The 23,256-nt window shown below is 42.6% G+C and carries 19 protein-coding genes; 3 read left to right on the top strand and 16 right to left on the bottom strand.

Going from position 1 to position 23,256, the window contains the following annotated elements; all coding sequences use genetic code 11:
- Window positions 1–325 precede the first annotated feature (325 nt).
- From nrdI to nrdF, 3 genes are read left to right on the top strand one after another with little or no spacing between them, the layout of a single operon-like run.
- Window positions 326–685, top strand: a complete 360-nt coding sequence (gene nrdI / locus NST58_RS07815; RefSeq protein WP_036675861.1) for a class Ib ribonucleoside-diphosphate reductase assembly flavoprotein NrdI — start codon at window positions 326–328, stop codon at window positions 683–685.
- Complete coding sequence (nrdE, locus tag NST58_RS07810) at window positions 672–2,756, top strand: class 1b ribonucleoside-diphosphate reductase subunit alpha (protein ID WP_339172188.1); 2,085 nt, start codon at window positions 672–674, stop codon at window positions 2,754–2,756. Before nrdI ends, nrdE begins: the two co-directional genes overlap by 14 nt.
- 39 nt (window positions 2,757–2,795) lie before the next feature.
- Window positions 2,796–3,755 carry a class 1b ribonucleoside-diphosphate reductase subunit beta gene (gene nrdF, locus NST58_RS07805; protein WP_076099522.1) on the top strand — a complete coding sequence of 320 codons (960 nt, stop codon included), beginning with the start codon at window positions 2,796–2,798 and terminating at the stop codon, window positions 3,753–3,755.
- Between the two features lie 64 nt (window positions 3,756–3,819).
- Here nrdF and NST58_RS07800 read toward each other — a convergent pair whose 3' ends face one another.
- The 16 genes from NST58_RS07800 to NST58_RS07725 form a co-directional block, all read right to left on the bottom strand.
- Complete coding sequence (locus tag NST58_RS07800; RefSeq protein WP_036675871.1) at window positions 3,820–4,179, bottom strand: hypothetical protein; 360 nt, start codon at window positions 4,177–4,179, stop codon at window positions 3,820–3,822.
- A gap of 498 nt (window positions 4,180–4,677) precedes the next feature.
- Window positions 4,678–5,451 (bottom strand): SDR family NAD(P)-dependent oxidoreductase, encoded by a 774-nt coding sequence (locus tag NST58_RS07795; RefSeq protein ID WP_036675873.1) that lies wholly within the window; start codon window positions 5,449–5,451, stop codon window positions 4,678–4,680.
- A gap of 289 nt (window positions 5,452–5,740) precedes the next feature.
- Window positions 5,741–7,003, bottom strand: coding sequence for a HAMP domain-containing sensor histidine kinase (locus NST58_RS07790; RefSeq protein WP_339247160.1), 1,263 nt, complete (start codon window positions 7,001–7,003; stop codon window positions 5,741–5,743).
- 101 nt (window positions 7,004–7,104) lie between these two features.
- Window positions 7,105–7,764, bottom strand: a complete 660-nt coding sequence (locus NST58_RS07785) for a response regulator transcription factor (RefSeq protein WP_339248754.1) — start codon at window positions 7,762–7,764, stop codon at window positions 7,105–7,107.
- 15 nt (window positions 7,765–7,779) lie between these two features.
- Window positions 7,780–8,541, bottom strand: coding sequence for a lantibiotic immunity ABC transporter MutG family permease subunit (locus tag NST58_RS07780; protein WP_076219009.1), 762 nt, complete (start codon window positions 8,539–8,541; stop codon window positions 7,780–7,782).
- A 2-nt stretch (window positions 8,542–8,543) separates the two neighbouring features.
- On the bottom strand, window positions 8,544–9,290 hold the full coding sequence (locus tag NST58_RS07775) for a lantibiotic immunity ABC transporter MutE/EpiE family permease subunit (RefSeq protein WP_339247156.1): 747 nt from the start codon (window positions 9,288–9,290) through the stop codon (window positions 8,544–8,546).
- Window positions 9,287–9,997 carry a lantibiotic protection ABC transporter ATP-binding protein gene (locus tag NST58_RS07770; RefSeq protein ID WP_248547803.1) on the bottom strand — a complete coding sequence of 237 codons (711 nt, stop codon included), beginning with the start codon at window positions 9,995–9,997 and terminating at the stop codon, window positions 9,287–9,289. Before NST58_RS07770 ends, NST58_RS07775 begins: the two co-directional genes overlap by 4 nt.
- A 157-nt stretch (window positions 9,998–10,154) precedes the next feature.
- Complete coding sequence (locus NST58_RS07765) at window positions 10,155–13,226, bottom strand: glycoside hydrolase family 2 TIM barrel-domain containing protein (protein WP_339247151.1); 3,072 nt, start codon at window positions 13,224–13,226, stop codon at window positions 10,155–10,157.
- A 37-nt stretch (window positions 13,227–13,263) separates the two neighbouring features.
- Window positions 13,264–14,085 carry a carbohydrate ABC transporter permease gene (locus tag NST58_RS07760; protein ID WP_076185385.1) on the bottom strand — a complete coding sequence of 274 codons (822 nt, stop codon included), beginning with the start codon at window positions 14,083–14,085 and terminating at the stop codon, window positions 13,264–13,266.
- Window positions 14,085–14,897 carry a sugar ABC transporter permease gene (locus NST58_RS07755; protein ID WP_232061505.1) on the bottom strand — a complete coding sequence of 271 codons (813 nt, stop codon included), beginning with the start codon at window positions 14,895–14,897 and terminating at the stop codon, window positions 14,085–14,087. Before NST58_RS07755 ends, NST58_RS07760 begins: the two co-directional genes overlap by 1 nt.
- A gap of 228 nt (window positions 14,898–15,125) precedes the next feature.
- Window positions 15,126–16,427, bottom strand: coding sequence for an extracellular solute-binding protein (locus NST58_RS07750; protein ID WP_076125404.1), 1,302 nt, complete (start codon window positions 16,425–16,427; stop codon window positions 15,126–15,128).
- A gap of 184 nt (window positions 16,428–16,611) precedes the next feature.
- A complete protein-coding gene (locus NST58_RS07745; RefSeq protein WP_076192957.1) occupies window positions 16,612–18,402 on the bottom strand; it encodes a sensor histidine kinase in 1,791 nt (596 codons plus the stop codon).
- Window positions 18,399–19,958 (bottom strand): helix-turn-helix domain-containing protein, encoded by a 1,560-nt coding sequence (locus NST58_RS07740; protein WP_076305474.1) that lies wholly within the window; start codon window positions 19,956–19,958, stop codon window positions 18,399–18,401. The genes NST58_RS07745 and NST58_RS07740 overlap by 4 nt, the downstream gene beginning before the upstream one ends.
- 239 nt (window positions 19,959–20,197) lie before the next feature.
- Window positions 20,198–20,428, bottom strand: a complete 231-nt coding sequence (locus NST58_RS07735; protein WP_076125408.1) for a hypothetical protein — start codon at window positions 20,426–20,428, stop codon at window positions 20,198–20,200.
- A 6-nt stretch (window positions 20,429–20,434) separates the two neighbouring features.
- On the bottom strand, window positions 20,435–21,658 hold the full coding sequence (locus tag NST58_RS07730) for a Ger(x)C family spore germination protein (RefSeq protein ID WP_076125410.1): 1,224 nt from the start codon (window positions 21,656–21,658) through the stop codon (window positions 20,435–20,437).
- Entirely contained in the window at window positions 21,655–23,169 is a 1,515-nt protein-coding gene (locus NST58_RS07725; RefSeq protein WP_076282262.1) for a spore germination protein, read from the bottom strand. The genes NST58_RS07730 and NST58_RS07725 overlap by 4 nt, the downstream gene beginning before the upstream one ends.
- Window positions 23,170–23,256 lie beyond the last annotated feature (87 nt).

Here is a 23,256-nt window from a genome sequence, read left to right as displayed (position 1 = left end):
ACAGATTTATTGGCTCGCCATCACCCTCAGCAGCATCCCTAAGTATCACCCTTATTCCTGCAATTTTTTTATTTTTATTTTTAAACTAGCAAAATGCTAATACTCCGGTCTTTCTGCCCTAAAAGTCTACCAAAAAACCGCTTACGAGACACTTTCCCAGCTATTAAGACTGCTGTTCCCATATTGACTTTTCAACATATAGTAATTAAAATAAACAACGCACACTAAATATAGTATAGATACGATTTTTCAGAATTTATAGCTTATCCATTCAGTTTTCATACTATTTTCAATAGTTTTTAATATTTACAGGGGGACAGACACCATGCTAGTCGCGTATGATTCAAAAACAGGAAATGTCAGACGCTTCATCAGCAAACTTAAGTTGCCGGCTGTGCAGATTGAGGAGCATATGACGATTGATGAGCCCTATGTGCTTATTACATATACCACCGGCTTTGGACAGATTCCAGAAAAGGTGTCTACTTTCTTAAAGAACAATAATGCCAATCTTAAGGGCATCGCCGCCAGCGGCAATAAGAACTGGGGCGAGCTGTTCGCGCACAGCGCGGACTTGATTGCAGATCGGTATAACGTGCCCGTTATCGGTAAATTTGAGTTATCGGGTACATTTGGCGATGTAGAACGGATTAAACAGGAGGTGAGCCGGGTTGCGGCATATTGAATTAAACAACATGTTGATGAAGAGAGACGAAAGTGGCTTCTTTCAGCTAGACAAAGATCTTGAGGCAGTAGCCGAATTTATGCGGGATGTAGAGCGGCGGAGTCTGGTTTTTGCGAATACAAAAGCCAAGGTTGATTATATGATTGAACAGGATTTCTACGAGAATTTTTATGAACAGTACAGCACGGCGGAAATTGAAGAAGTCTACCAGATTACCCATGCCTACAACTTCAGTTTTCCATCTTATATGGCAGCTTCGAAATTCTACACGGATTACGCTGTAAAAACCAATGACCGCAAACAATATCTGGAGCATTATCCGGACCGTGTGGCGGCAGTCGCCCTTCACCTGGGACGCGGCAACGCCGATACTGCGGGGGTACTTGCCCGTTCGATGATGGAACAGCGCCTGCAACCTGCGACACCAACCTTCTTAAATGCCGGTAAGAGCCGGCGTGGTGAGCTCGTCTCCTGCTTCCTAATCGAAATGGACGACTCGCTCAATTCCATCAACTATGTGCTGAATACCTGCATGCAGTTGTCGAAGATCGGTGGCGGTGTGGCCGTTAACCTATCCAAGCTACGCTCCCGTGGTGAAACTATCAAGGGTGTTGAGGATGCTGCGAAGGGAATTATACCTGTACTCAAGCTGATGGAAGACGGCTTCTCCTATGCAGATCAGATGGGTCAACGTAAAGGATCAGGAGCAGCCTATTACAATATTTTTGGCTGGGACGTTCTGGAATTCCTCGACAGCAAGAAAATCAACGCTGACGAAAAAACAAGACTCAAAACCCTGTCCATCGGCCTGATTATTCCAAACCGCTTCTATAAGCTGGCGAAGGACAATGAAGCGCTGCATGTATTTGCTCCTTACAGTGTGTACAAAGCCTACGGCACGCATCTCGACGATATGGATCTGGATGACATGTATGATAAGCTGCTGGCCGATCCACGTGTCAAAAAGAAGAAAGCTATGAGCGCACGGGATATGCTGACCAAAATTGCCATGATCCAGCTGGAATCTGGCTATCCATATATCATGAACAAGAGCAATGCCAATGCGGCCCATGCCCTGAAAAACGTCGGACAGATCAAAATGTCCAACCTTTGTACTGAAATCTTTCAACTGCAGGAGACCTCAGAGATTGCCGACTACGGACAGGAGAGTACAATCCGCCGCGATGTAAGCTGCAATCTGGCTTCCTTGAACATTGTTAACGTGATGGAACATGGCAAAATCCGTGAATCCGTACATGAGGGCATGATCGCCCTGACCGCTGTTAGCGATATGACCAGTATTTCCAATGCCCCAGGCGTAGCCAAAGCAAACAAGGAAATGCACTCTGTCGGTCTTGGCGTCATGAATCTGCACGGCTATCTGGCTAAGAACAACATTGCTTATGAAAGCGAGCAGGCCCGCGATTTTGCCCGGACCTTCTTTATGACTATGAATTTCCACTCGCTGGAGAAAAGCATGGAAATCGCTGCCGCAACGGGCCGATCTTTCCATGGATTTGAGGCTTCTGATTATGCTACGGGAGCTTATTTCGAGCGTTACCTGACTACTGATTACCGCCCGGCTACCCCAAGGGTACAAGAGTTATTCGGAGATATTTATATCCCATCCCCAGCAGACTGGGAACAATTGCGGGATGCGGTAAAAACAAATGGCCTATACCATGCTTACCGTTTGGCGATTGCGCCAACGGCCAGCATTTCCTATATCCAAAACGCCACTTCAAGCGTTATGCCGATTGTTGAGCAGATTGAGACTCGGACTTATGCTAATTCAACTACTTATTATCCGATGCCGTACCTGCGGCCGGACAATGTGTTTTTCTATAAATCGGCTTACCAGATGGACCAGTTCAAGGTAATCGATCTGATCGCGGAAATTCAGCCCCATATCGACCAGGGTATCTCGACAGTTCTGCATGTTAACAGTGATGTTTCCACCAGAGAACTGGCCCGCTCCTACCTGTATGCGGCGCATAAAGGCTTGAAGTCGCTGTATTACACACGGACCAAAAAGCTGTCCGTCGAGGAATGCCTCACCTGCTCGATCTAAAAGGAAGGCTATAGCCGCAGAAAAGGAGATTGCAATATTATGACCGCTATCCAAGCCGTTAACTGGAACCGTCCCGACGACGATTTCTCATTGATGTTCTGGAATCAGAACATTATGCAATTCTGGACGGACGATGAAATTCCATTATCCGATGATAAAATGTCCTGGCTCACGCTCAGTGAGCAAGAAAAGGACTCCTATATGAAGGTGCTGGGCGGTCTGACACTGCTGGATACGATTCAAGGCGGAGTCGGAATGCCACAGATTATGGAGCATGTCGAAGGCCTTCAACGTAAAGCCGTACTGGGCTTCATGGGTATGATGGAACAAATTCACGCCAAATCGTACAGCAGTATTTTCACCACTTTGTCCTCTACAGAGGAGATCGACAGTGTATTCCGCTGGGTAGAAGAGAACCCCTTCCTCCAGTTCAAAGCGGAGACCATCTCACAATATTACAAAAACATAGACTCACCAAAAGACCTGTACCTCGCCATGGCAGCCTCCGTGCTGCTCGAGAGCTACTTGTTCTACAGTGGTTTCTTCTATCCCCTATATCTGGCTGGGCAGGGCAAAATGACTTGCAGCGGTGAGATCATCGACCTTATTCTACGGGATGAGAGCATCCATGGGGTATATGTCGGCGTGCTGGCACAGGAGATCTTTGACGGGCTCCCAGAAGACGAGCAACGCGAACTTCACCATACGCTGGTAGAATTGCTTCGACTGCTGCATGAGAATGAAGAGCGTTATACCGAGCAGATCTATGCCCCTATCGGATTGGTGGACGAGGTTAAGACTTTTCTAAGATACAATGCCAATAAAGCGATGATGAATCTGGGCCATGATCCGCTATTTGACGAGGAAGAGATCAACCCGATTGTTCAGAACGGGATCAGCACCCACACCAAGCAGCATGACTTCTTCTCGAAGAAAGGCAACGGATATGTCCGGGCGCTTAATGTGGAGCCACTGAAGGATGAAGATTTTCAATTTTAAATATAGATAAAACAAAAAGTGCGGAGAAAGCTCTCCGCACTTTTTGCTAACTCTATTTATTAGATTATTGCAATTTTTTCAGTACTGTTCTAGCTTCTTCATAGGTATCGTAAGCATCAGCAAAATCTCTGCCAAAAATACGTTTCAATTGCATTTTCCAAATTGGGTTTTTAGTTACATAAGCCCATCCTGCTTGGCCAGCTGCTTTCGCCATCTCACCTGTTGGAGCCAACATTGCTGCAACTTCAGGGGAAAGTACACTTGCAGATTCAGTTACATCAGTTGTACCTGTAAATTTAGGACTAACAAGCTTCATGATATTCTCAAAATCTTTCAAGTATCCTGGAACATCCTCAGCAGAAAAATCGATAGATACTACATCGATGTGGTTTTCACTTTTGTTGTATTTAATTGTGTATGACATAATTGTATTCCTCCAAGTTTTAATAGTTATTTTTTAATAATAGAAAGTAATGTATGTAACTCCAACAGACAAAAAATTTCTGCCCAGGCTTTTCAGTAACTTCTACTTTTGGCAACTGGGTTTGGAACAAACTGCCTTGTTTAAATGATGCCATATCGTTACAATCAATAGTTAATGACATCTATTTCCTGTATCGTTTTATTGCAACATCCTTTCTAATATATTTTAACTCATACCTATTACCTATATTATTATCGACAAATTTCTTTTTTTATTTATATTAAAATACAAATTTCTACAAATTCCAACATATCCATGGTTATATTTGCCTTAATTTCATTCACACTTGTGTAATTCCGTTATCGTTTAGAAACAACTAAAAAAGGCTCTGCGTGCGCCTTCCAACTCCAGTCCATTCATCCTACAGGATATTCGAACAGGAATACGCCGCAAAGCCTTCAATACTAAATGCTTATATAAGTAAATTAATCCGTCTAATTACTTAGTTGCGGAGTAGCCCCCGTCAATCACATGTGCTGTACCTGTAATAAATGAAGCCTCATCACTTAGAAGGAAACATGCAAAAGCAGCTACTTCCTCAGGCGTACCATATCTGCCCAAAGCCGTTCCAGAAGCGATAAGAGATTGAAGCATCTCTACATCATCAGACAACAGCTTTTCGTATCTGTTCATGGTTGGTGTAGGAATAGGACCAGGGCAAATAGCATTTACTCTGATATTACGGTGACCCACTTCTTTAGCAACCGATTTAGTCATGCCCACAATGGCGTGTTTACTTGCTGAATAAGCTGCATCATTTGCCATCCCAATAAAAATACCATGCAAGGAGGAACAGTTTAGAACGGAAGCACCGGATTTCATATGTGGTAATGCATAATGCAACATGTAGAATTGGCCATTAAGATTTGTCTGAATCACCTTTTGAAACAATATCGGATCATATTCTGTAACATCCGCATTATCTCCTGTAATTGCTGAGTTATTATAAAGGCAATCAATCTTTCCATAAGCTGCTAAGGTTTGATCTACGATATTTTTGCAGTCTGCTTCAACTGAAACGTCTGACCGCACAAACAGCGCTTCTCCACCTAAAGCTTTGATTTCTTCGACTGTGTTAGCGCCAGCATCTGATCGATTGGCAACTACTACAGTACCACCCTCTCTTGCTACTCTCAATGCTGTAGCTTTTCCGATTCCGGTACCAGCACCCGTAATAATAACTACTTTGTTTTCAAATCTGTTGCTACTCATTATGCGCACCACTTTCTTATGTCTTTTTCAGGAAGAGGATTTGAACCTCATAGACCCTAATGTCACCTGATACAATGTGGATTGGAACATTTTTGCAGAAAAATCGACAAAATTATCCTCTATATGACAACTTTATTGTATTTAATTGTATATAGCAATCAATATTTTAATCTACTTTTCCAACAATTGAGAATTTGGTTTTGATCGTCATAAAAAATACACCCCTTAGAATTTCATCAGATAAACCAGAAGTTTTATCCAATGTTATTCTAAGAGGTGTAATAAACCTCTACCTAACTCCACGAACTGGGACGTCGATTCGAACTTGACCTCCACCCGTCAGGGGAGAATTGCTAATATGCAGACTACCCTGATGCTGCCTGACAATGGTGTCGGCAATGTAAAGTCCCAATCCATAGTGACTTTTGGAGGTACGGCTACTGTCCCCTTGATAAAACTGCTTAACTGCTGATTGGAGTCCCTCACTTGTAAATCCTGATCCACTGTCTGTTACCGTTATACTCCACCGATCTTGTTTTGCCTCAACCTGCAAATAAATCACACTCTCATAGGGGGAATACTCTACCGCATTAGCGAGTACATTCATCATAGCCCGATGAAGTAGCTCATCGTCAATCAACACCTCAGGGGGCAGATTATTGTCCTGGTGAAATTCTATCTGAAGACGCTTAGGGACAACCAACGCATCTAACTGCATACGAATTTGCTGGATAAAGGCATCCGTTGCAACCCATTTAGAGCGGGGAGAAATTTGTTTTCTTGTATTAGAAATCTCAATGAGTGTTGCCATGTATTGTTCGATTTGATCTGCATTTTTGGAAATATACCCTATATATTCTTGCTGATTCTCTGCTAAATCTGAGTCTATCAGCAAATCTGCATTTCCTTGAATAATCGTAAGAGGAGTCTTAATGTCGTGGGCAAGCGCAGAAATCTGCTCTTTTTTCATTTGTTCCAGATTCCATTGCTGTTCTAGCGACTTTTTCAATTCCTCTCTCAGCTGTTCCAGGGATGATAGCACCTCATCAATTTCACTGACCCCAGAATACACGACAGTAAAATCCAAATTCTTAGCTTCAATGTGATGTGCAGCTTCCTGCAAGGAAGCCATTTTTTGACTCAGTCTTCGAGCGAAAAATCCAGAAATCAGAATAACTTCCAGTAACATCAGAACTACAAAAAACAGCAATAGCGTTAATTGCGGATTAGGCAGCGTGTTATGCAGAAAATTCGAGGTGAACTGCGGTACGATCGCATATTGCAGTACGATAACCTCATGCTCCCGCTCAATCACATCGCTGCAGTTTGTACCCATGAGATTGCAACTGCTTTGATTCTTCTGCAATATATCTAGAGCGCGTTCTTTAGGAATATTTCCTGAAATATAATTCTTTTGCTGATCCAATACCGCATATTCCGCTCCCCAAGGGATCATTTCTTCCGTAATTTGTGGCGCACGCTGCAAAACATCCCAAGACTTTGCAATGGATTGCTCGGTATGGTTTGCTGGAACAATCATTCCATACTGCATTAAGAGAGTAAATACCCCTAAACACAGAAATGCCAATAATAGAGTACACGCACCTAATGATAATAAATATTGAATGAAGACTGTACGGAGCCGTATTCGTTTCACACCCATTTGTAACCTATCCCCCAAACGGTTTCAATCGGTGAAACCTCCCTCGCACTCAGCTTACTGCGGATATTTTTCACATGTTCTGTAATAGTTGAGCTATCGCTTTCTCTGTCATAGCCATAAACCGATTCATAAATTTGTTCTTTGGAAAAAACCTGACCTTTATTTCTAGCAAGAAATTCACATATCTGATATTCACTTTTAGTGAGATTTATTTTCTCTTTATCAACAAAAATCTCCTTTGCCGAGAGATTGAATTTCACTCCAGATGCGCTTAACATATGATTTTTCCCTCGATTTTCACGCCGCAAATGAGCGTTCACCCGAGCCTTCAACTCGCCTGCGCGAAAAGGCTTCACGATATAGTCATCTGCACCTACACTAAGTCCAAACATAATATCCGTTTCCATTGATTTAGCTGTAAGAAACAGAATCGGACAGTCTACGATATCCCTGATTTGAGTACAGAGCTCAAAACCATCGATATCTGGCATCATCACGTCCAACAGGATTAAATCAAATGTCGAGTACTCATTCAAAGGCATATGTCGTGCACTTGTTTTTATCGTAACCCTATGGTGATCTTTGCTAAGAATATTATTTACTAGCGCCAAAATATCAGGTTCATCATCTATTATTAAAATATTAGCCAGTGACCTCACTCCTATTTATTCATATGATTTCCTACCCTGAAAGTAATGAAACCATATCAAGCCTAACACTGCCATTACCATTGTACTAATAAGTATAGCAGGTACGGAATGAAGAAGTTGCAGCTTCAATACTTCCGTTTCAATGAGCCCGTTGGGTTGTGCATAAAATAAGGGAAGTTGAATCATCCGCATCGACCAGGCCCACGGTATGTATAACCACACTTTATCTCCTACAATTGTTCCACCTACGATGGCTGCAATTAGCGTACCTGCACTACCCACCGTTAGAGAAAGTCCCATGCCTCCAGCATAACTTAAGATGAGATGAAAGATCATTAAGATTAGAGCAGTGCCTACTACCCAACAAGCTCCTTGCCAGAATATTAGATATTGTATCCGCTCTATATGCAAAATTTTTTTCATGCCCAGTATTAGAATTGATGTTGAACCGAATACGATCCATATCATCGCCAAGATTATGAACCCTAGTTTTCTTATATAACACTTCGGACGTGAAAGAGCACTTAATAGATTATAGAATCCCCCTGCCCCCTCCTCTAAACCACTCATTAAAGCAGAGAATAATCCTATCCCAACAGGCAACCCAAAGGCTAGTAATGAAAAATAACCATCATAGATGTGAAGCTGATCCGCACGCTGTGAAAAATACCAAAGTACCATCATCGGATATAGAACAGGAACAAGGAATATCAACCAACGAATTGCAGTGTGCTTAGTCATCAACCATTCAGCTTGTAATAGTCGGAGTATCACCATCTCTATCGCACCTCTCTTCTACTAAACCAGCAGCTAGTTAAGGTGAGGGTTACCAAAAAGAATACAAGCGACACCACAATTCCAGGTAAAATAACCGAAGAGTCTCTTAGAGCATCCTGTGCTGAAAGAGCCACACCATTGGGACGCACACCAACAATCGGACACATTAACCTTAAAGCCCAACTCCACGGAACATAAATCCATGAAGGTTGATCCGCTGCTAGTACACTCACAATCATCCCAAACAGACCTGTAAGAATAGATACTACCGCCCCAAATTGTTCGGCTAAGAATAGATAGATTGGAATCATCCCCAAAGAGGTCAACCAAACAACAATAGCGGCTGTTGTAATTTCAGATAAGGGTGCTGCACCCAAAGGAAACAAAAGACCAGATAGGTACATTACTGCAATAAGGAGCAGCGAAGACAGCAGCAAATAATATGACACCACAATTATTTTACTGAGCCAAAGTTTAGCGATACTAATTCCGTGACTGCTTAAGCTACGGTACCCTCCAGCCTTACGATCCTTGTTATTCGATAGTGTAGACAACAAAGCAGATCCTATGGTCATGAATAACAGCGGCCACCAATTAAATACCATTTCCATAAAATAGTGGTCTTCCGTTTGCAGGTTCTGTTGTGTGAAAAATGAAAATAGAAGAAAAAACAGTGGCACCACGACAATCAATTTTCTCGAAAATGTTCGTTTGAATTTAAGATTTTCGGATAACAGATAGTGGATCATCTTGTTACCTCCTGTCTGTTCCGAGTCACGACTTCCATGAACAATTCCTCCAAATCATCACCAGGATATATTGCATTCTGATACCCTAGAACACCATTACTAATGATCCCAATATGATCGGCAATTTGCTCCACCTCATGAAGAATATGACTCGATAAGATGACGGTAATCCCTTGTGCAGGAAATGAGCGTATAAGCTCACGTAATTCCTGAATCCCAATCGGATCAAGCCCATTTGTCGGTTCATCCAGAATCAAGAGTCTAGGTTGATTTAACAAGGCGATCGCAATCCCGAGACGTTGCTTCATGCCCATAGAGAATTGTCCCGCTCTTTTTTTGCCTGTTGTTGTTAAATCAACAATTTCAAGAACTTCCCGAATCCGAGAATCCGGTAAGTTTAATATTGTCGTATGTACCTTCAAATTTTGGGCAGCAGTCAAATTCCCGTAAAGTGGCGGGGACTCAATCAGCGCTCCAATGTGTAGTAAATCCTTACGTGTCCATGGATGACCGTCAAATAAAATTTGTCCTGACGTCGCTCGAAGAATCCCTGTTATCATTTTTAGAGTCGTCGATTTACCTGCGCCGTTTGGGCCTAGCAGTCCATAAATCGAATTAGTTTTTACGGTTATGCTGATATCGCTAACCGCACGCTGCCCCCTGAAACTCTTGGATAAATTATTAGTTTGTAAAATATACTCTCCCATCCTACATCATCCTCTCATTTGCTATACGTTGATCATATATAGCAAATCTAAGGACTTTATAAGGTTTTACTGAGCTCAAATTATAAGGAATTATAACGAGCATAAAAAAAGCTCGGTTCAAATTTAACATTGAACCGAGCCTGTTGAATTTTTATCATCATGCTCTGCGAATTGTAAATTCAAAATCCATATCTAAGGATGGATTGATTTGATATTCATCAAGAACTGGAGCTCCCCAGCTGTCATCCCCGCCTACACCCATTTGACGTCCAGCAATGGTAACAACGGTATAGTGGACGTTCGGCAGCTCATAATGATGTGTCGCATTCTCCAGCTCCATTGCCGAGTAAGGCGAGATATTGGCTTCAACAGGGGCTGTAGCGGGTGCCGATATTATAATGCCTTGGCCATAATCGTTCTTAATCGATACTTCGCGCACACCTGTGCGGTTGCCCGATTCCTGCGGCACCAAATAGGACGACACATTGTCCACCGCATGATTCTGGAAGCGACACAATCTCGCCCCACACGCACGGTCGATATAATTTTCTTCCGGCCCATTTGCATACCAATTCAGCTGGTGATAATCCGCTGGCACCTTAAAGCTTAAAGCGAAGATCGGAAGCTTTGGTAAACCCGCTGCTCCATGGTAGCTTGATTTCACCTGTATGCTTCCATCGGAGAACACTGTGTAAGTTACACTTACACGTACCTCCTCTGATACACTAAGCTTATACACGTAAGTCACCGTCACACGGTCTTTCTCCTCCACGAGTTCGAAGCTTAACGTTCTACGGGTCAAGCTTGCTGCATACCAAGGGGAAGAGTCGAAATGCATTCCTGCCCCCTTGTCATTGTCTGTCATTGCTCTCCAGAAGAGCGGTGCGGGCGGTGAAGAGATCATTTCCTGCCCTGAATATTTAACAGAAATTAATGTACCCGCCTGCTTTGAGAACATTACGGAGAAGTCGCGACCATGTACGCCAATATTCACATCTCCTTCAACCACGCGAAAATCATTCACGACAGATGTTATCTTAGCATCTGTTAAAGACTCCTCGGCTGACGTATTTGCCACTTGAAAAACATGCTGGCCAAAAGCGATTTCATAACCGCTATTCGCCCATAATGAATTTTCCTTCAGGACAAGTGAAACATCCAAGCTATACTCGCCAGGCTGATTCTTAATATCAGGTTGATCCACTTGTACATATTTTTCCTCGCCCGGATTAACCTGAGCGAATACAGTTCCACGCTGGATGACCCTACCCTCATAGTTCAGAGCGTATTGTAATTCATAAGCATCCAAGCCCACAAATAAGTTTTCATTTCTGATTGTAAAACCCTGACTGTCCGGGAGCAGCTTGACGTTCTGATACAGAAATTTCACTTCCTGCATTTTTGGCGACCATCTCCGATCCGCATACACAATTCCGTTACCGGAGAAGTTGTAATCGGTTGAACGGTCATCAAAGTCTCCTCCATAAGCCATGAAGGGCTTACCGTATCGATCATTTTTTATAATCACCTGATCCATATAATCCCAGATAAATCCACCCTGATACATTGGATACTTCTGTTCTAGCTCTGTGTATTTATGCAGTCCCCCGACGGAATTACCCATCGCATGCATGTATTCACAGCTAATATATGGCTTTAACGGATCTTCTGTTAAATATCTTTCAATATCTGCCGCTTTCGCATACATGCGGCTTTCCATATCGCTCGAATCATCATATTCACGGTTATGGAACACCCCTTCATAATGAACCAAACGAGTAGGATCCTTCTCTCGAAAATAATTGGCTACGTTCAAAATTACTTCTCCTGCAAAAGATTCGTTCCCACAGGACCAAATTAGAATGGAGGGATGGTTTTTGTCTCTCTCTACCATGGAAACCGCACGATCCATCACGATATCCTGCCATTCAGGCTTATTGCCGGGGATGTTCCAAGACGGCTCAATGGCCCCCATTTTCTGCCATGATCCATGCGACTCTAAATTCATCTCGTCAATGACATAGACTCCGTATTCATCACACAACTCATACCAGAGTGTCATATTCGGATAGTGCGAGGTCCGCACAGCGTTGATGTTCGCCTGCTTTAAGGTTTTTATGTCCCACAGCATATCTTCTTTTGTAATGCTGCGTCCAAAGCGCGGATTAAACTCATGTCGGTTGACACCTTTAAATACAATACGTTTGCCGTTTAAGTGCATAATCTTATCTATCATTTCGAATTTCCGAAAACCAATTTTTTGCGGCACAACTTCTACAAGATCCCCGGATGCGTTGTAAACAGAGACGTAAAGGGTATACAGATTAGGAGCTTCAGCGCTCCACAGCTGCACCTTTGTTGCCGCAAGCGTAAGCGAAAGGGAATCTCCTGAAACTTCACTTTCAGTACTAGCCACAAGATTACCTGCTCTATCCTTAAGCTCAAGGAGCACTTTTGAGGCAGACTTACCTATCAATTGCATGACAGCCGTCAGCGTTCCTTGCTCAAACTTTTCATCCAAATCGGTTTGAACATGGAGATCCCGCACATGAACATCCGGCACGGTGTATAGATACACCTCACGAAAGATTCCCGAAAAGCGCCAGAAGTCCTGATCCTCCAACCAACTCCCCGTGCTGCGCTGATAGACTTCGACCGCCAGCTTATTTTCACCTTCCGTCAAGTACGATGTTAAATCAAATTCACTCGGTGTAAAGCTATCTTCGCTATAGCCAACAAATTCCCCGTTTAGCCATATATAAAAAGCCGATTCAACTCCTTGAAAAGATATATACACCGGACGTTGCTCCCAGCCCGCAGGAACTTCAAGATATTTGACATAGCTGCCTACAGGATTGTGGTCCTCAGAGATCATTGGAGGTCTAAGATGCTCATGACCGTCCCATGGATACATCGTATTCACGTACTGTGGCTGTCCATAACCCTGAAGTTGGATATGACCGGGAACTTTAATATCCTTCCAGCCTCTGCAAGACACGTTCTCCTTATAAAAATGAACCTGTCGTTCCATGGCATTTTGGGCATAGCTAAATTTCCAGCTGCCGTTCAGGCTGTGGCGCCAGGGCATTTCTCCAAGCGCTTCGGCTTCATTTTTCGTTTGGTAATATCGATGGTCAGAATGCGCGTGCACTCTGCCTATTGCATAAATGGAAGGGTCTGATAACCATTCCAGACTTGGAGTGAGGTTTCGTTCAACCTGCTGCTTCATCTATATTTCCTCCTCTATTCATAACATGATCGCTAACTTATTTAACCGAACCTGTCATCCCAGCTACAAATTGCTTTTGCATCATGAAAAACACTAGTGCTGTCGGCAAGGTTGTAATGACAATCGCAGACATGATCAGACCATAGTCAGGGGCATAACCTGAGCCTAGATTCGAGATAAGAAGAGGCACAGTCATATTTTCTGGTGATTGCAATACGATCAAAGGCCACAGATAATTGTTCCAGCTGTTTAAAAATGTGATAATCGCTGCGGCGGCGTAAGTTGATTTCATCGTTGGCATATAAATGCGGAAGAACAAACCAAATTCCGAAAGACCATCGATGCGCCCAGCCTCCATCATATCCTTAGGAAACATTTTTGTACTTTGACGAAAGAAGAAAATTAGAAATGCTGTTGTAAATGTCGGAAGAATGACCGCCGATGCTGTATCGATGCCCAGAAAAGGCACTACACTAGATACTTTTGCGAACATTTGAAATAGAGGTACCATGATCGCCGCAAATGGAATCATCATTGAAGCAAGTAAAATATTGAATACGATATCTTTACTCCGGCTGCGGTACATTTCAAAACCATATCCAGCCGCCGATGCGACTAGCAGTGAAAGCACAGTAGTCACCACAGAGATTTTTGCAGAGTTCCAGAGAGCCTGCCACATATCCACTGAACTAAATAGATTGTTTATATTTTTCACTAAATGTGCACCCGGCAACAATGTTCCTTTGGTTACATCAACCGACTGGTTCGTGGCGCTTATAACCATCCAGATAAATGGAAAGATAGAGATCAGCGCAGCGATGATTAGAAAAACGTAAGTAAACATGCGTTTGGTTTTCATTATCTCTTATCCCCTCCTACTTTGTTCTGAATAAGCGTCAGAATGAGCACCATTACAACAATCGAATAGGAGACGGTTGCAGCGTATCCAAAGTTAGGTGTGTATTCAAAGGAAAGGTTATAAATATATTGGGAAATCGACATGGTTGCATTGCCGGGTCCACCTTTCGTGATGTTAACCACCTCGTCAAACAACTGAAGGGTACCAATGGTCGATGTGATCGTCGTGAACAAGATAATCGGCTTCAATAGGGGAATTGTAATTTTGAAAAATTGTGTAAATGCACTCGCACCATCTATATGAGCAGCCTCATATATTGATTTGTCGACATTTTGCAGTGAGGACAAATAGAAAATCATATTATAGCCAGTAAAGCGCCAAGTGATAGCGATAATGATAGTGACTTTGGCCCAGAAGGGGTCAGTAATCCATTGAATCGGTTCGCTGATTAGATGCAGATTCACCAGAAATTTATTGACGATACCTTCGGCTCCAAACATGTACTTGAAAACAACGGAGTAGGCTACAAGTGAAGTTACCGTTGGCAGAAATATGGCCGTTCTGAAAAACCCTTTAAATTTCAGTCTTTCGTCATTTAGCAGCACAGCGATAAAGAGCGCCAGCACCAGCATAACTGGGACCTGAATAATCAAGTAAATAAAAGTGTTTTTGACGGCTGTAAGGAAAGTGGTGTCGCTAAACAGCCGAATATAGTTATCAAGGCCGGTAAAATGAAGATTGTTGCCTCTACCTGTCTTGAAGGATAGAATTAAGGCTTGAATCATTGGATAGAAATAGAAAATACTGATCATAATTACCGGCACAATAACGAATAACCAACCTGTCAGATGGATCTGCCGTTGACCCTTAGAGCTTTTATGTCTTTGAGAGCTTAGCCCTGGCTTTACATTTTCCACTCCACTTCACACCCTTCTGTCTGATTTATTAGAGATGAAAGCCCCTGCTACCCATCCTTCTGTAGAAATCCAATTTACAGGAGAAGTAGAAGCAAGGGCTTAGATTGTACAGCCTAAGTGTGATTAGCGAACTTGGGTATCTGCTTGCTTCTGGGCATCTTTCAGAACAGTATCTACATCTTTTCCACCAAGATAAGATTGCACTGCTACAACCATAATGTCCTCTATTGCGTAAGTGTTCATGCCGTAGTTGACGTTAGGAATTTGCTCGGTCCATGCCGCAAAATCTGATACAACCTTTTGACCTTTGAAAAATTCATCCGCTGCTGAATAAGCTTCTCCGCTTGCCGCAGCTTTTAAAGTGCCGATAACACCAACTTTTGTATTCAACGTCTGATACAAATCAGCATCAGAAGCAAATGTTTTTGCAAGGAACTCCGCAGCGGCTTCTTTACCATCTACATTCATTACATACCAGGAGCTGCCCCCAAGGTTAGATGCATGGACGGAGCCTGCTGTTGCTGCCAGCTTAGGAAGTGGAGCTACTGCCCACTTACCGGATTGGGAAGCTTCGGCTTTAATTGAAGGGGTAATCCAGTTACCCGTCGGCACGGTTGCCACTTCACCGCTATTAAATGCGCCTACAAATTGGCTCCAGTCTGAGTTAACTTTCACGATGCCGGAATCCATCATTTCTTTGTACAATACAAGTGCCTCTTTCAAAGCAGCGTTGTCTGCAATGGTCGGAGTCTGACCGTCTTCACCCGTATACCATGCACCCGCCGATTGAATCATGACCCGGATAAGTCCAAGATCATTGGGATCCAGTGTGATCATGCTTTTGCCGGTTTTTTCTTTTACAGCTTTACCGATCTCGATATATTGCTTCCAGTCGATATCCTGTAGTGCATCCAGGCTGTAGCCTGCTTGCTCAAGATAGTCTGTCCGTACATACATTCCAGTCACACCAGAATCAAACGGAACACCGTATTGCTTGCCGTCAACACTGGTCGGGCCAATCTTATAATCCGCAAAATCAGCGGCTTTTACAACATCAGTCAATTCATAAAAGGAATCCGGATACGCTTGTAAAAAGCTTTGCGCACGGTAATCCTCGATCAATACAATGTTAGGAAGACCCTTCGTAGATCCAGAGTTCAGCCCTGTGTTCAGCTTTTGCACGATATCAGCCTGCGCGTTCTCTACGACGTTTACCGTTATGTCTGGATTGACTTTCGCATAAGCTTCTTTGGCAACATTCATGGCTGCAATGTTAAACGCTGGGTCCCAAGCCCAAACTGTGATTTCTTGTGGCTTACTGCTACCTTCGCTTCCGGAGTTGCCCGTTTCGTTTTTCGTTCCACCTGAGGAACATGCCGAAAGTAGAACCACACTAGCCAGCATCACGGATAATAATTTTTTCACTTCGTAACCCCCTTGTTAATCTGTAAAATAATAAAGATGGAAGCGTTTTCTCTGCTACAATTCCATATTATCATTTTGTATTCGCTTTCTTTGGCAGTATCTTTGTTAGCTTTGGTGTTATTATTGGATTCTATTTTCCCTCTGAGATCGACGCTGGTACTAATTTTAGATTTTTGTAAATTTTTTAGCCTTTTAACAATGGAAGCGTAATTATGATCTTCGTACCTTCATTTCGTTTGCTTGTAATGTTAATACCGTAACTCTCTCCGTACAGCAATTTGATTCTGTCATCAACATTCCGTATACCGATCCCGGAGAACAATTGGCGTTTGTGCTTCGAGGCTGGCAACTGTTCTTCTTTCAGAAAATTAGGATCAAGGTCCATCCCGTCACCATTATCTACAACTTCGCATACAAGCTGATCTTCCTGAACGGCGATCATGATTAGAATTCTTCCCTCATCTTTAAGATTGAATGCATGAAAGAACGCATTTTCGATAAAAGGCTGCAGAATTAGCTTTGGCATATGATAATCCAAGCTTTCAGGCTCCACAAAATAATTCACGCGGATCTTCTCGCCGTACCTTACATGATTGATATATACATAATGCTTCAGCGATTCTAATTCCTGACTAACAGGTATAGTGGATTGAACATCACTGACAGTATTTTGCAGGAGTGAGATTAGCGAATTTATCGTGCCAGCTGCTTTTTCTTTGTTGCCCTGTTGCACCAGAAATTTGATAGAAGCCAGTGTATTGTATAAAAAATGGGGATTGATCTGCATTTGAAGAGCGGCCAGCTCCGCATTACGCTGCTGCTTCTGGGTCTCCATCAACCGATCAACATAATCATGTAGGGAATCAAGCATAAAATTAAAGGCATTGCCTAGCTCCTTAACTTCATAACTACTAGTAGCGACATCCACGTGGTTATCGAATCCCCCCTTAGGAATACTCGACATCTGTTCAACGAGTACACGCAGGGACTTCGTCATTTTCCTTGTAATTAAAAATACAATAATAAGCGAAATGGCTACGATAGCCATGATCGTCAACGACACTGCTTTGGCATTAACCATCTGCCCGGTCACAGCTTTTTTATCGATCAGATTCACCAAATAAACATCAAATTCAGGCAAGTATTCCGAGAATACTACCCGTTCATTCCCCATCACATAGACAGATTCTCCATTGTCTCCTGTGCTCTGTTCGTCAACTACTTCTTGAAGCAGCTGTTGATCGTTCAGTCCAATCAGCTCTGTCCTGTTGCTGGATACGATTTGCCCTTTTGCATTCAGCAACACAACATCATTACCTTCACTCGTAAAATTGGCATAGAAGGCCTTGAAATCGCTATCACGAATTGCAATGTACATAGTGCCATAGATACTGCCGGTCGAATGATCAAATAGAGCTTTAGAAGCCACTAACATGATCTCTTTCTTATGGGTTTGACCATCCTCTTTTTGATAAAGCTGGTACAGAATTTGCTGCGGATGAGCCACTGTCGCTTTCGTAATCGGGTGGTTCTTCAATTCTTCAGCAGTAGCAGACCAATACCAAGGGTCAGTTGAGTAACTTCTGCCATTCGCACCTACAATCATAATCCCCACATCAAAAGCACTTAGGTTGGAGCGGACTGCCCGCATGCTTTCTGTCATCTGGTAGGTTTTGATAGCGAGTGTCAATGAATCCGTCTCTCCCCCAGACAAATAGCTGCGGATGGCACCTTTCTGAGCTGTCATTGTAGCACCCGTAGCTACAACGTTGTTGTAGGACTCCAAGTTTGTCTTCATCTGATTTAGTAGTTTGCCATTCGTTATGCTGAAGGTCTTTAAGAATAAATTTTCTGACATACGGATGGTAATAGACAAAGTCAGCAGGGATACAGCAACAATGCTTATGAGGGTCACAAGAAAAAGCTTAAGAAATAGGCCCTGCTTTCTAATCTTGTTAATGATAGTTCCAATCATGGTCGCTCTACGTCCCGTCTTCGGTACTGGCTCGGAGAAATACCAGCCTGTTTCTTAAACACTTTAGTAAAATAACTCTGATCCGAATACCCCACACTAGCGCTGATATCAGAAATTGTTTTTTCCGTCGTCACGAGTAACTCCATGGCTTTCTCCAACCGGACCTTATTCAAATATTCATTAAATCCTTCACCATTCTGAGCAGTGAAATGGCTCGATAAATAAGAAGCGTTGAAATGAAACTGCCGTGCAACCCCAGTCAACGTGATGGGATCAGCGTAATGAGTCTGAATGTATTCAAGCAATCGGGTCATATTGGGATTGGTCGTTAGGTTCGTCTCACCAATCGCACGTTCAGCTTCGCGAATAAAGGCTTCAGCAACAGCGATTGCGTCTCCGGCATACATCGCTTCATCTATTTTTCGAAAGAAATCGTATTTGGATGCCTCCAAGCCTCCAGTCTCGTACTTCATTTTTCCAAGTGTGGTCGCTACGTTAAATATGAAATTCCCCAATAACGATTTGAATTCGAAAATATCGGTCCGATAATCCATCGAACGGAGATGAACATATTCCAGAAATCCAGTAAATGCCTTCTGGTATTGCTTACGTTTCAGTTGTTCCATTAATTCGCCCATATCATATTCCTGATAGGCTCTCGGAAGGCTGGGCAAATGATCGTTTTCAATTAAGCTTCGATCCGGCAAGTAGAAACTGTATCGTGTAAGCTTTAAATAATTGTCTCGATAAATCTCTCCCAGCTTATTAAAATCCGTAAAGCTTTGGCTGATAACGAAATGTGTTTCTCTCGCCCAATGATCCATTTCCGAGACCAGATATCGAAGCTCTATAACAAGCTCGTCCCACTGTTCCGGGTTTGCATTAAGCAAATAAATAACTGAATCATTGACAAACTTCAACCGAATAGACACTGTATCACCCAAAGGGAGCGTACTAAGCCCTTTTTCTATTTTCTGTGTGAAAGTTAACCTATCCCCAGAATCTTTAATATGTCTCATATCCGCTCCGAAGAAAGCGAATAGTGGGTGTGGAAACTTCGCATGAAGCAAAGCATGTTCAATCCCAGACTCATATCCGGTCATAAGCTTCTCGATAACTAGCAAAATTTGCTTTTCGCCAGGTTCCGTTCCTTGATCGGACATCTCCATCCCTACCAATTTAGCAGTGGTTTTATTTAGGATGGATAACAAATAATCAGCTTCCAGCTTTGGCTTCAGAATGTAGTCCGCTACCCCACTTTGAAATGTGGATCGGACATAATCGTATTCACTGAAACTACTTAAGACGATTACTTCAATATGAGGGTATTTCTCCTTAACAATCTTAACCAGTTTCTCTCCGCCCATTATTGGCATAACAATATCTGTAATGATGATATGTGGGCTGACCTCATCCATCATATTTAGTGCTTCAAGACCGTTAGCAGCCTCACCAACAATTCGATACCCTTCATTCTCCCAATCCAAAAGATGTTTGATTCCTTGTCTTACTAGCATCTCGTCATCAACAATCATAATTTTGAATATTGGTTTCATTTCTTCCCCCTTGTAACCGTTTTCTTTCCATTTGTTAGTATACAATACATCCAACAAGGAGCAAGCTTCTAGACAAGTAAAGCCGTAAGCTTACTTAAAAATTGTTCATTCCAAATCATATGCCCCACTGACAAATATGGTCAACCTCTCATTTTTCATCCCATGAAATATTCTTAAATTTAAGGAAAAAACTTCTAGATGATGCAACAAAAAAAGCTGCGATATTTGCAGCTTCTTTGTTAATGAAACAATAATCCAAATAAATTATTTATTGGCTTATAGATAAAAATAATAAGAAACAGCGGACTGGGGATGTTCAATTTTAACAACGAGCAGAAGGTCGCACCAAGACCCAAAATCCAAAAAATAAAATATACGCTAAGATCACGCACTCGGCGCTTTCGCATTAATTTAGGCAAATCAAGTGCCATACAACCTACAGCAATCACCGAGAATAACAGTACTAGCATCTGACTTCACTCCTTGATTTTTTCAAGAAAAGAATTATCTGTGAGACCCACGCGGTTAATAACTGCTGAGGCTTTGTAATGGATGGGCAATGATTTAAGGTAATCGTCCCCCTTTTGTTGCTGCAGCTTTGCCCAAGCTTTAGGGCTGGCATGGTAGATCGATTGTCCGAATCCCATAATATCAACATTGAAACGATCATTTACATGCTCCACAGTTTTTTGCATCCGCTCTATAATCCGCTCCTCTGTTTCCTTTTCCAAACGTTTTATAGTGCTTTCCGATTCCAAATTTTCTACACTTTGCACTTCTTCAATATTGCAAAGCGTCTTAACACTAAGGTAAATATGCGGCTCCCCATTAATGATTTTCACTTTGCGTTTAGTTGTAGCCTGGATCGCTTCGATTACAATGGGCTTTCCGTCTTCCCCTGCGATCGGGCCAGAATGTGCGGTTACCTTATCGTTGATATAATTGTAACCAATCGTTTCTCCCTCGGTTAGCCAACCGATCAACTTGTCTTTTTTGAATACAGCTACAGTATGGTATTCCAATCTTGCCTTAGGCATTGTTCGCTCTACATTGCTTTTGTCCTCTCCATCTTTGGGATCGCCTATAATTTTCACTCCGGTTAGCACAGGATTCTCGCCTTCAGACAATAAATTCTCAATAAAATCATCCAGTGTAACAGCGACTGTTTTTGCTGAATCTTTATAAGAATTATCCAAGGAACTAAATAATTTGTTCGCTGGTAATTTATCCATAGGTGTAAGGACATTCAAGACATTGCTGGCGGTTGTATCTCTGGCAACCATAACGTAGAAATCCATCCGGGGTTCCCGACTTCTTTTAAATACATCGAGTATCTCACCCACTCCGGTGCGGGCAAGCTCCTCCCCAATCACCAACACCCGGATATGACCGAGATAACTTGACCTAGAGCTATCCAGATTCAGCTTACGCAGCGCATCATAAAACGTAGGTACAGTAAATTTATATACAACCACTGGGACTCCACTGCCTCCCCCTCCTCCATTCGTTTGAGAGGAAATCGCAGATGGAATAACGACCTGCATCGAAACGGTATAACCTTTTTCTGCCTTGTCAATCCCTATCCCCAAGACAAAAGCTATCTCATTCAGCTCATTTCTTTCCCAACAGCCGCTTAGCACTAACGTAAATTGGAGAGCTATCATTAATCGAAGAACGCCTCTAACTAATTTTTTATTCATTTTGTTGGTTCCTTATCACTGGATGTGCTTTGACGAAACAGGTTCTGCGTCTTATTCTCAGCAGGCCTTGTCTTTAAAAACGGCCACGGAAAGCGAAAAATAGAGTCTTTTAAATCTTTGGAATTATACGGTCCGAGCGGACTCATATAAGGCATTCCGAAAGAACGCAGGCTCGACAAATGCAATACGATGATGAAAATACCGAAGAGAATTCCATATAATCCGATAAATCCGGCCAAAGCTATAAGCACAAAACGGATCATCCGCGCAGCAATAGACATTCCTGTCTCCGGAATAACAAAACTAGAAATGGCTGTTAGCGATACAATAATGACCATTGCGGATGAAATAAAACCCGCTGCTACCGCGGCTTGTCCTATCACCAGCGTTCCGACAATGGAAATCGCCTGACCAATATTTTTGGGTATCCGCACCCCGGCCTCCCGCAAAATTTCATAAGTCATTTCCATGATCAGCGCCTCAATAAAAGCAGGAAAAGGAACACTCTCCCGCTGGGCAGCTAAACTGATTACAAGATTGGTCGGTATCATCTCCTGGTGATAGGTAGTAATCGCAACATACAATGAAGGGGCAAGCAAAGTAATAAAAAATGAAATAAAACGAACTAATCTCAGCAATGTTCCAATATCGGCCCTTTGGTAATAATCCTCAGCTGACTGGAAAAATGCCACAAAAAATGTGGGCACCAACAGTACAAAAGGAGTTCCATCAACAAGAATGGCCACTTTTCCTTCCAAAATACCCGCTGCAATCGTATCTGGACGATCACTGTTGTATACGGTAGGAAAAGGTGTAACTGCCGTCTCTTGAATAAACTCTTCAATATATCCACTCTCGAGAATACTGTCCGTATCTATTTTATTCAGACGGCGCTTTACCTCTTGCACCAGTTCCTTATTCGCAATGTTACTTAGATACATAATGGATACGCTGGTTTGAGTCACCCTTCCGATCTGAACGGTTTCCAGCCATAAATGGCTATCTTTGATTTTTCGCCGAACCAGTGCCGTATTCGTCCGTAAATTCTCAGTGAATCCTTCCATTGGACCCCGAACAACCGACTGTGAGCTAGGCTCCCCTACATTACGATCTTCCCAGCCTGGTAAGCCGATCCGCAGAGCGCTGGATAACCCGTCAAGCAGCAGCATTATATTACCGGACAATAAATGATGAATAAATTGGCTGTAATCGTCAATGACGGCTATATCGCCGGCTATTAATATCTGTTTCTTAATCATCTCAAACTTCTGCTCGGGAGAAAGCCCCCTCAGCTGTTCGTAAGGAATGTGTTCCTGCAAGGAATACAAAATTGAATTATGCAGCACCTGAGTATCCACAAGACCATCTATGTAAACCAAAGAAATATGAGTGTTTTCTTCTATCTGCAACTCTTTTATGACTACATCAGAGCTTTCCCCCATCAATTGGTACAAATTAGCAATATTAACTTCCAACCGGCTTGATAATGTACCAATCTCCGTATCTTTCATGATGCAACCTCCACTTCTCCATAGATAGATGAGTATAGTTTGATGTTAATTATGATAATTATTCCTTCGGATTAAAAAATCGGGATG

The sequence above is a fragment of the Paenibacillus sp. FSL R10-2796 genome (genome assembly GCF_037965315.1).
Taxonomy (GTDB): domain Bacteria; phylum Bacillota; class Bacilli; order Paenibacillales; family Paenibacillaceae; genus Paenibacillus_AQ; species Paenibacillus_AQ odorifer.
This window is presented reverse-complemented; position numbering and strand designations above follow the sequence as displayed.

Excerpts from the sequence above, each read along its gene's own strand:
- nrdI (WP_036675861.1), top strand. The coding sequence starts at position 326 with ATGCTAGTCGCGTATGATTCAAAAACAGGAAATGTCAGACGCTTCATC.
- nrdF (WP_076099522.1), top strand. The coding sequence starts at position 2,796 with ATGACCGCTATCCAAGCCGTTAACTGGAACCGTCCCGACGACGATTTC.
- NST58_RS07800 (WP_036675871.1), bottom strand. The coding sequence starts at position 4,179 with ATGTCATACACAATTAAATACAACAAAAGTGAAAACCACATCGATGTA.
- NST58_RS07795 (WP_036675873.1), bottom strand. The coding sequence starts at position 5,451 with ATGAGTAGCAACAGATTTGAAAACAAAGTAGTTATTATTACGGGTGCT.
- NST58_RS07790 (WP_339247160.1), bottom strand. The coding sequence starts at position 7,003 with ATGCAGTATGGAATGATTGTTCCAGCAAACCATACCGAGCAATCCATT.
- NST58_RS07780 (WP_076219009.1), bottom strand. The coding sequence starts at position 8,541 with ATGGTGATACTCCGACTATTACAAGCTGAATGGTTGATGACTAAGCAC.
- NST58_RS07775 (WP_339247156.1), bottom strand. The coding sequence starts at position 9,290 with ATGATCCACTATCTGTTATCCGAAAATCTTAAATTCAAACGAACATTT.
- NST58_RS07770 (WP_248547803.1), bottom strand. The coding sequence starts at position 9,997 with ATGGGAGAGTATATTTTACAAACTAATAATTTATCCAAGAGTTTCAGG.
- NST58_RS07765 (WP_339247151.1), bottom strand. The coding sequence starts at position 13,226 with ATGAAGCAGCAGGTTGAACGAAACCTCACTCCAAGTCTGGAATGGTTA.
- NST58_RS07760 (WP_076185385.1), bottom strand. The coding sequence starts at position 14,085 with ATGAAAACCAAACGCATGTTTACTTACGTTTTTCTAATCATCGCTGCG.
- NST58_RS07755 (WP_232061505.1), bottom strand. The coding sequence starts at position 14,897 with ATGATCAGTATTTTCTATTTCTATCCAATGATTCAAGCCTTAATTCTA.
- NST58_RS07745 (WP_076192957.1), bottom strand. The coding sequence starts at position 18,402 with ATGATTGGAACTATCATTAACAAGATTAGAAAGCAGGGCCTATTTCTT.
- NST58_RS07740 (WP_076305474.1), bottom strand. The coding sequence starts at position 19,958 with ATGAAACCAATATTCAAAATTATGATTGTTGATGACGAGATGCTAGTA.
- NST58_RS07735 (WP_076125408.1), bottom strand. The coding sequence starts at position 20,428 with ATGCTAGTACTGTTATTCTCGGTGATTGCTGTAGGTTGTATGGCACTT.
- NST58_RS07730 (WP_076125410.1), bottom strand. The coding sequence starts at position 21,658 with ATGAATAAAAAATTAGTTAGAGGCGTTCTTCGATTAATGATAGCTCTC.
- NST58_RS07725 (WP_076282262.1), bottom strand. The coding sequence starts at position 23,169 with ATGAAAGATACGGAGATTGGTACATTATCAAGCCGGTTGGAAGTTAAT.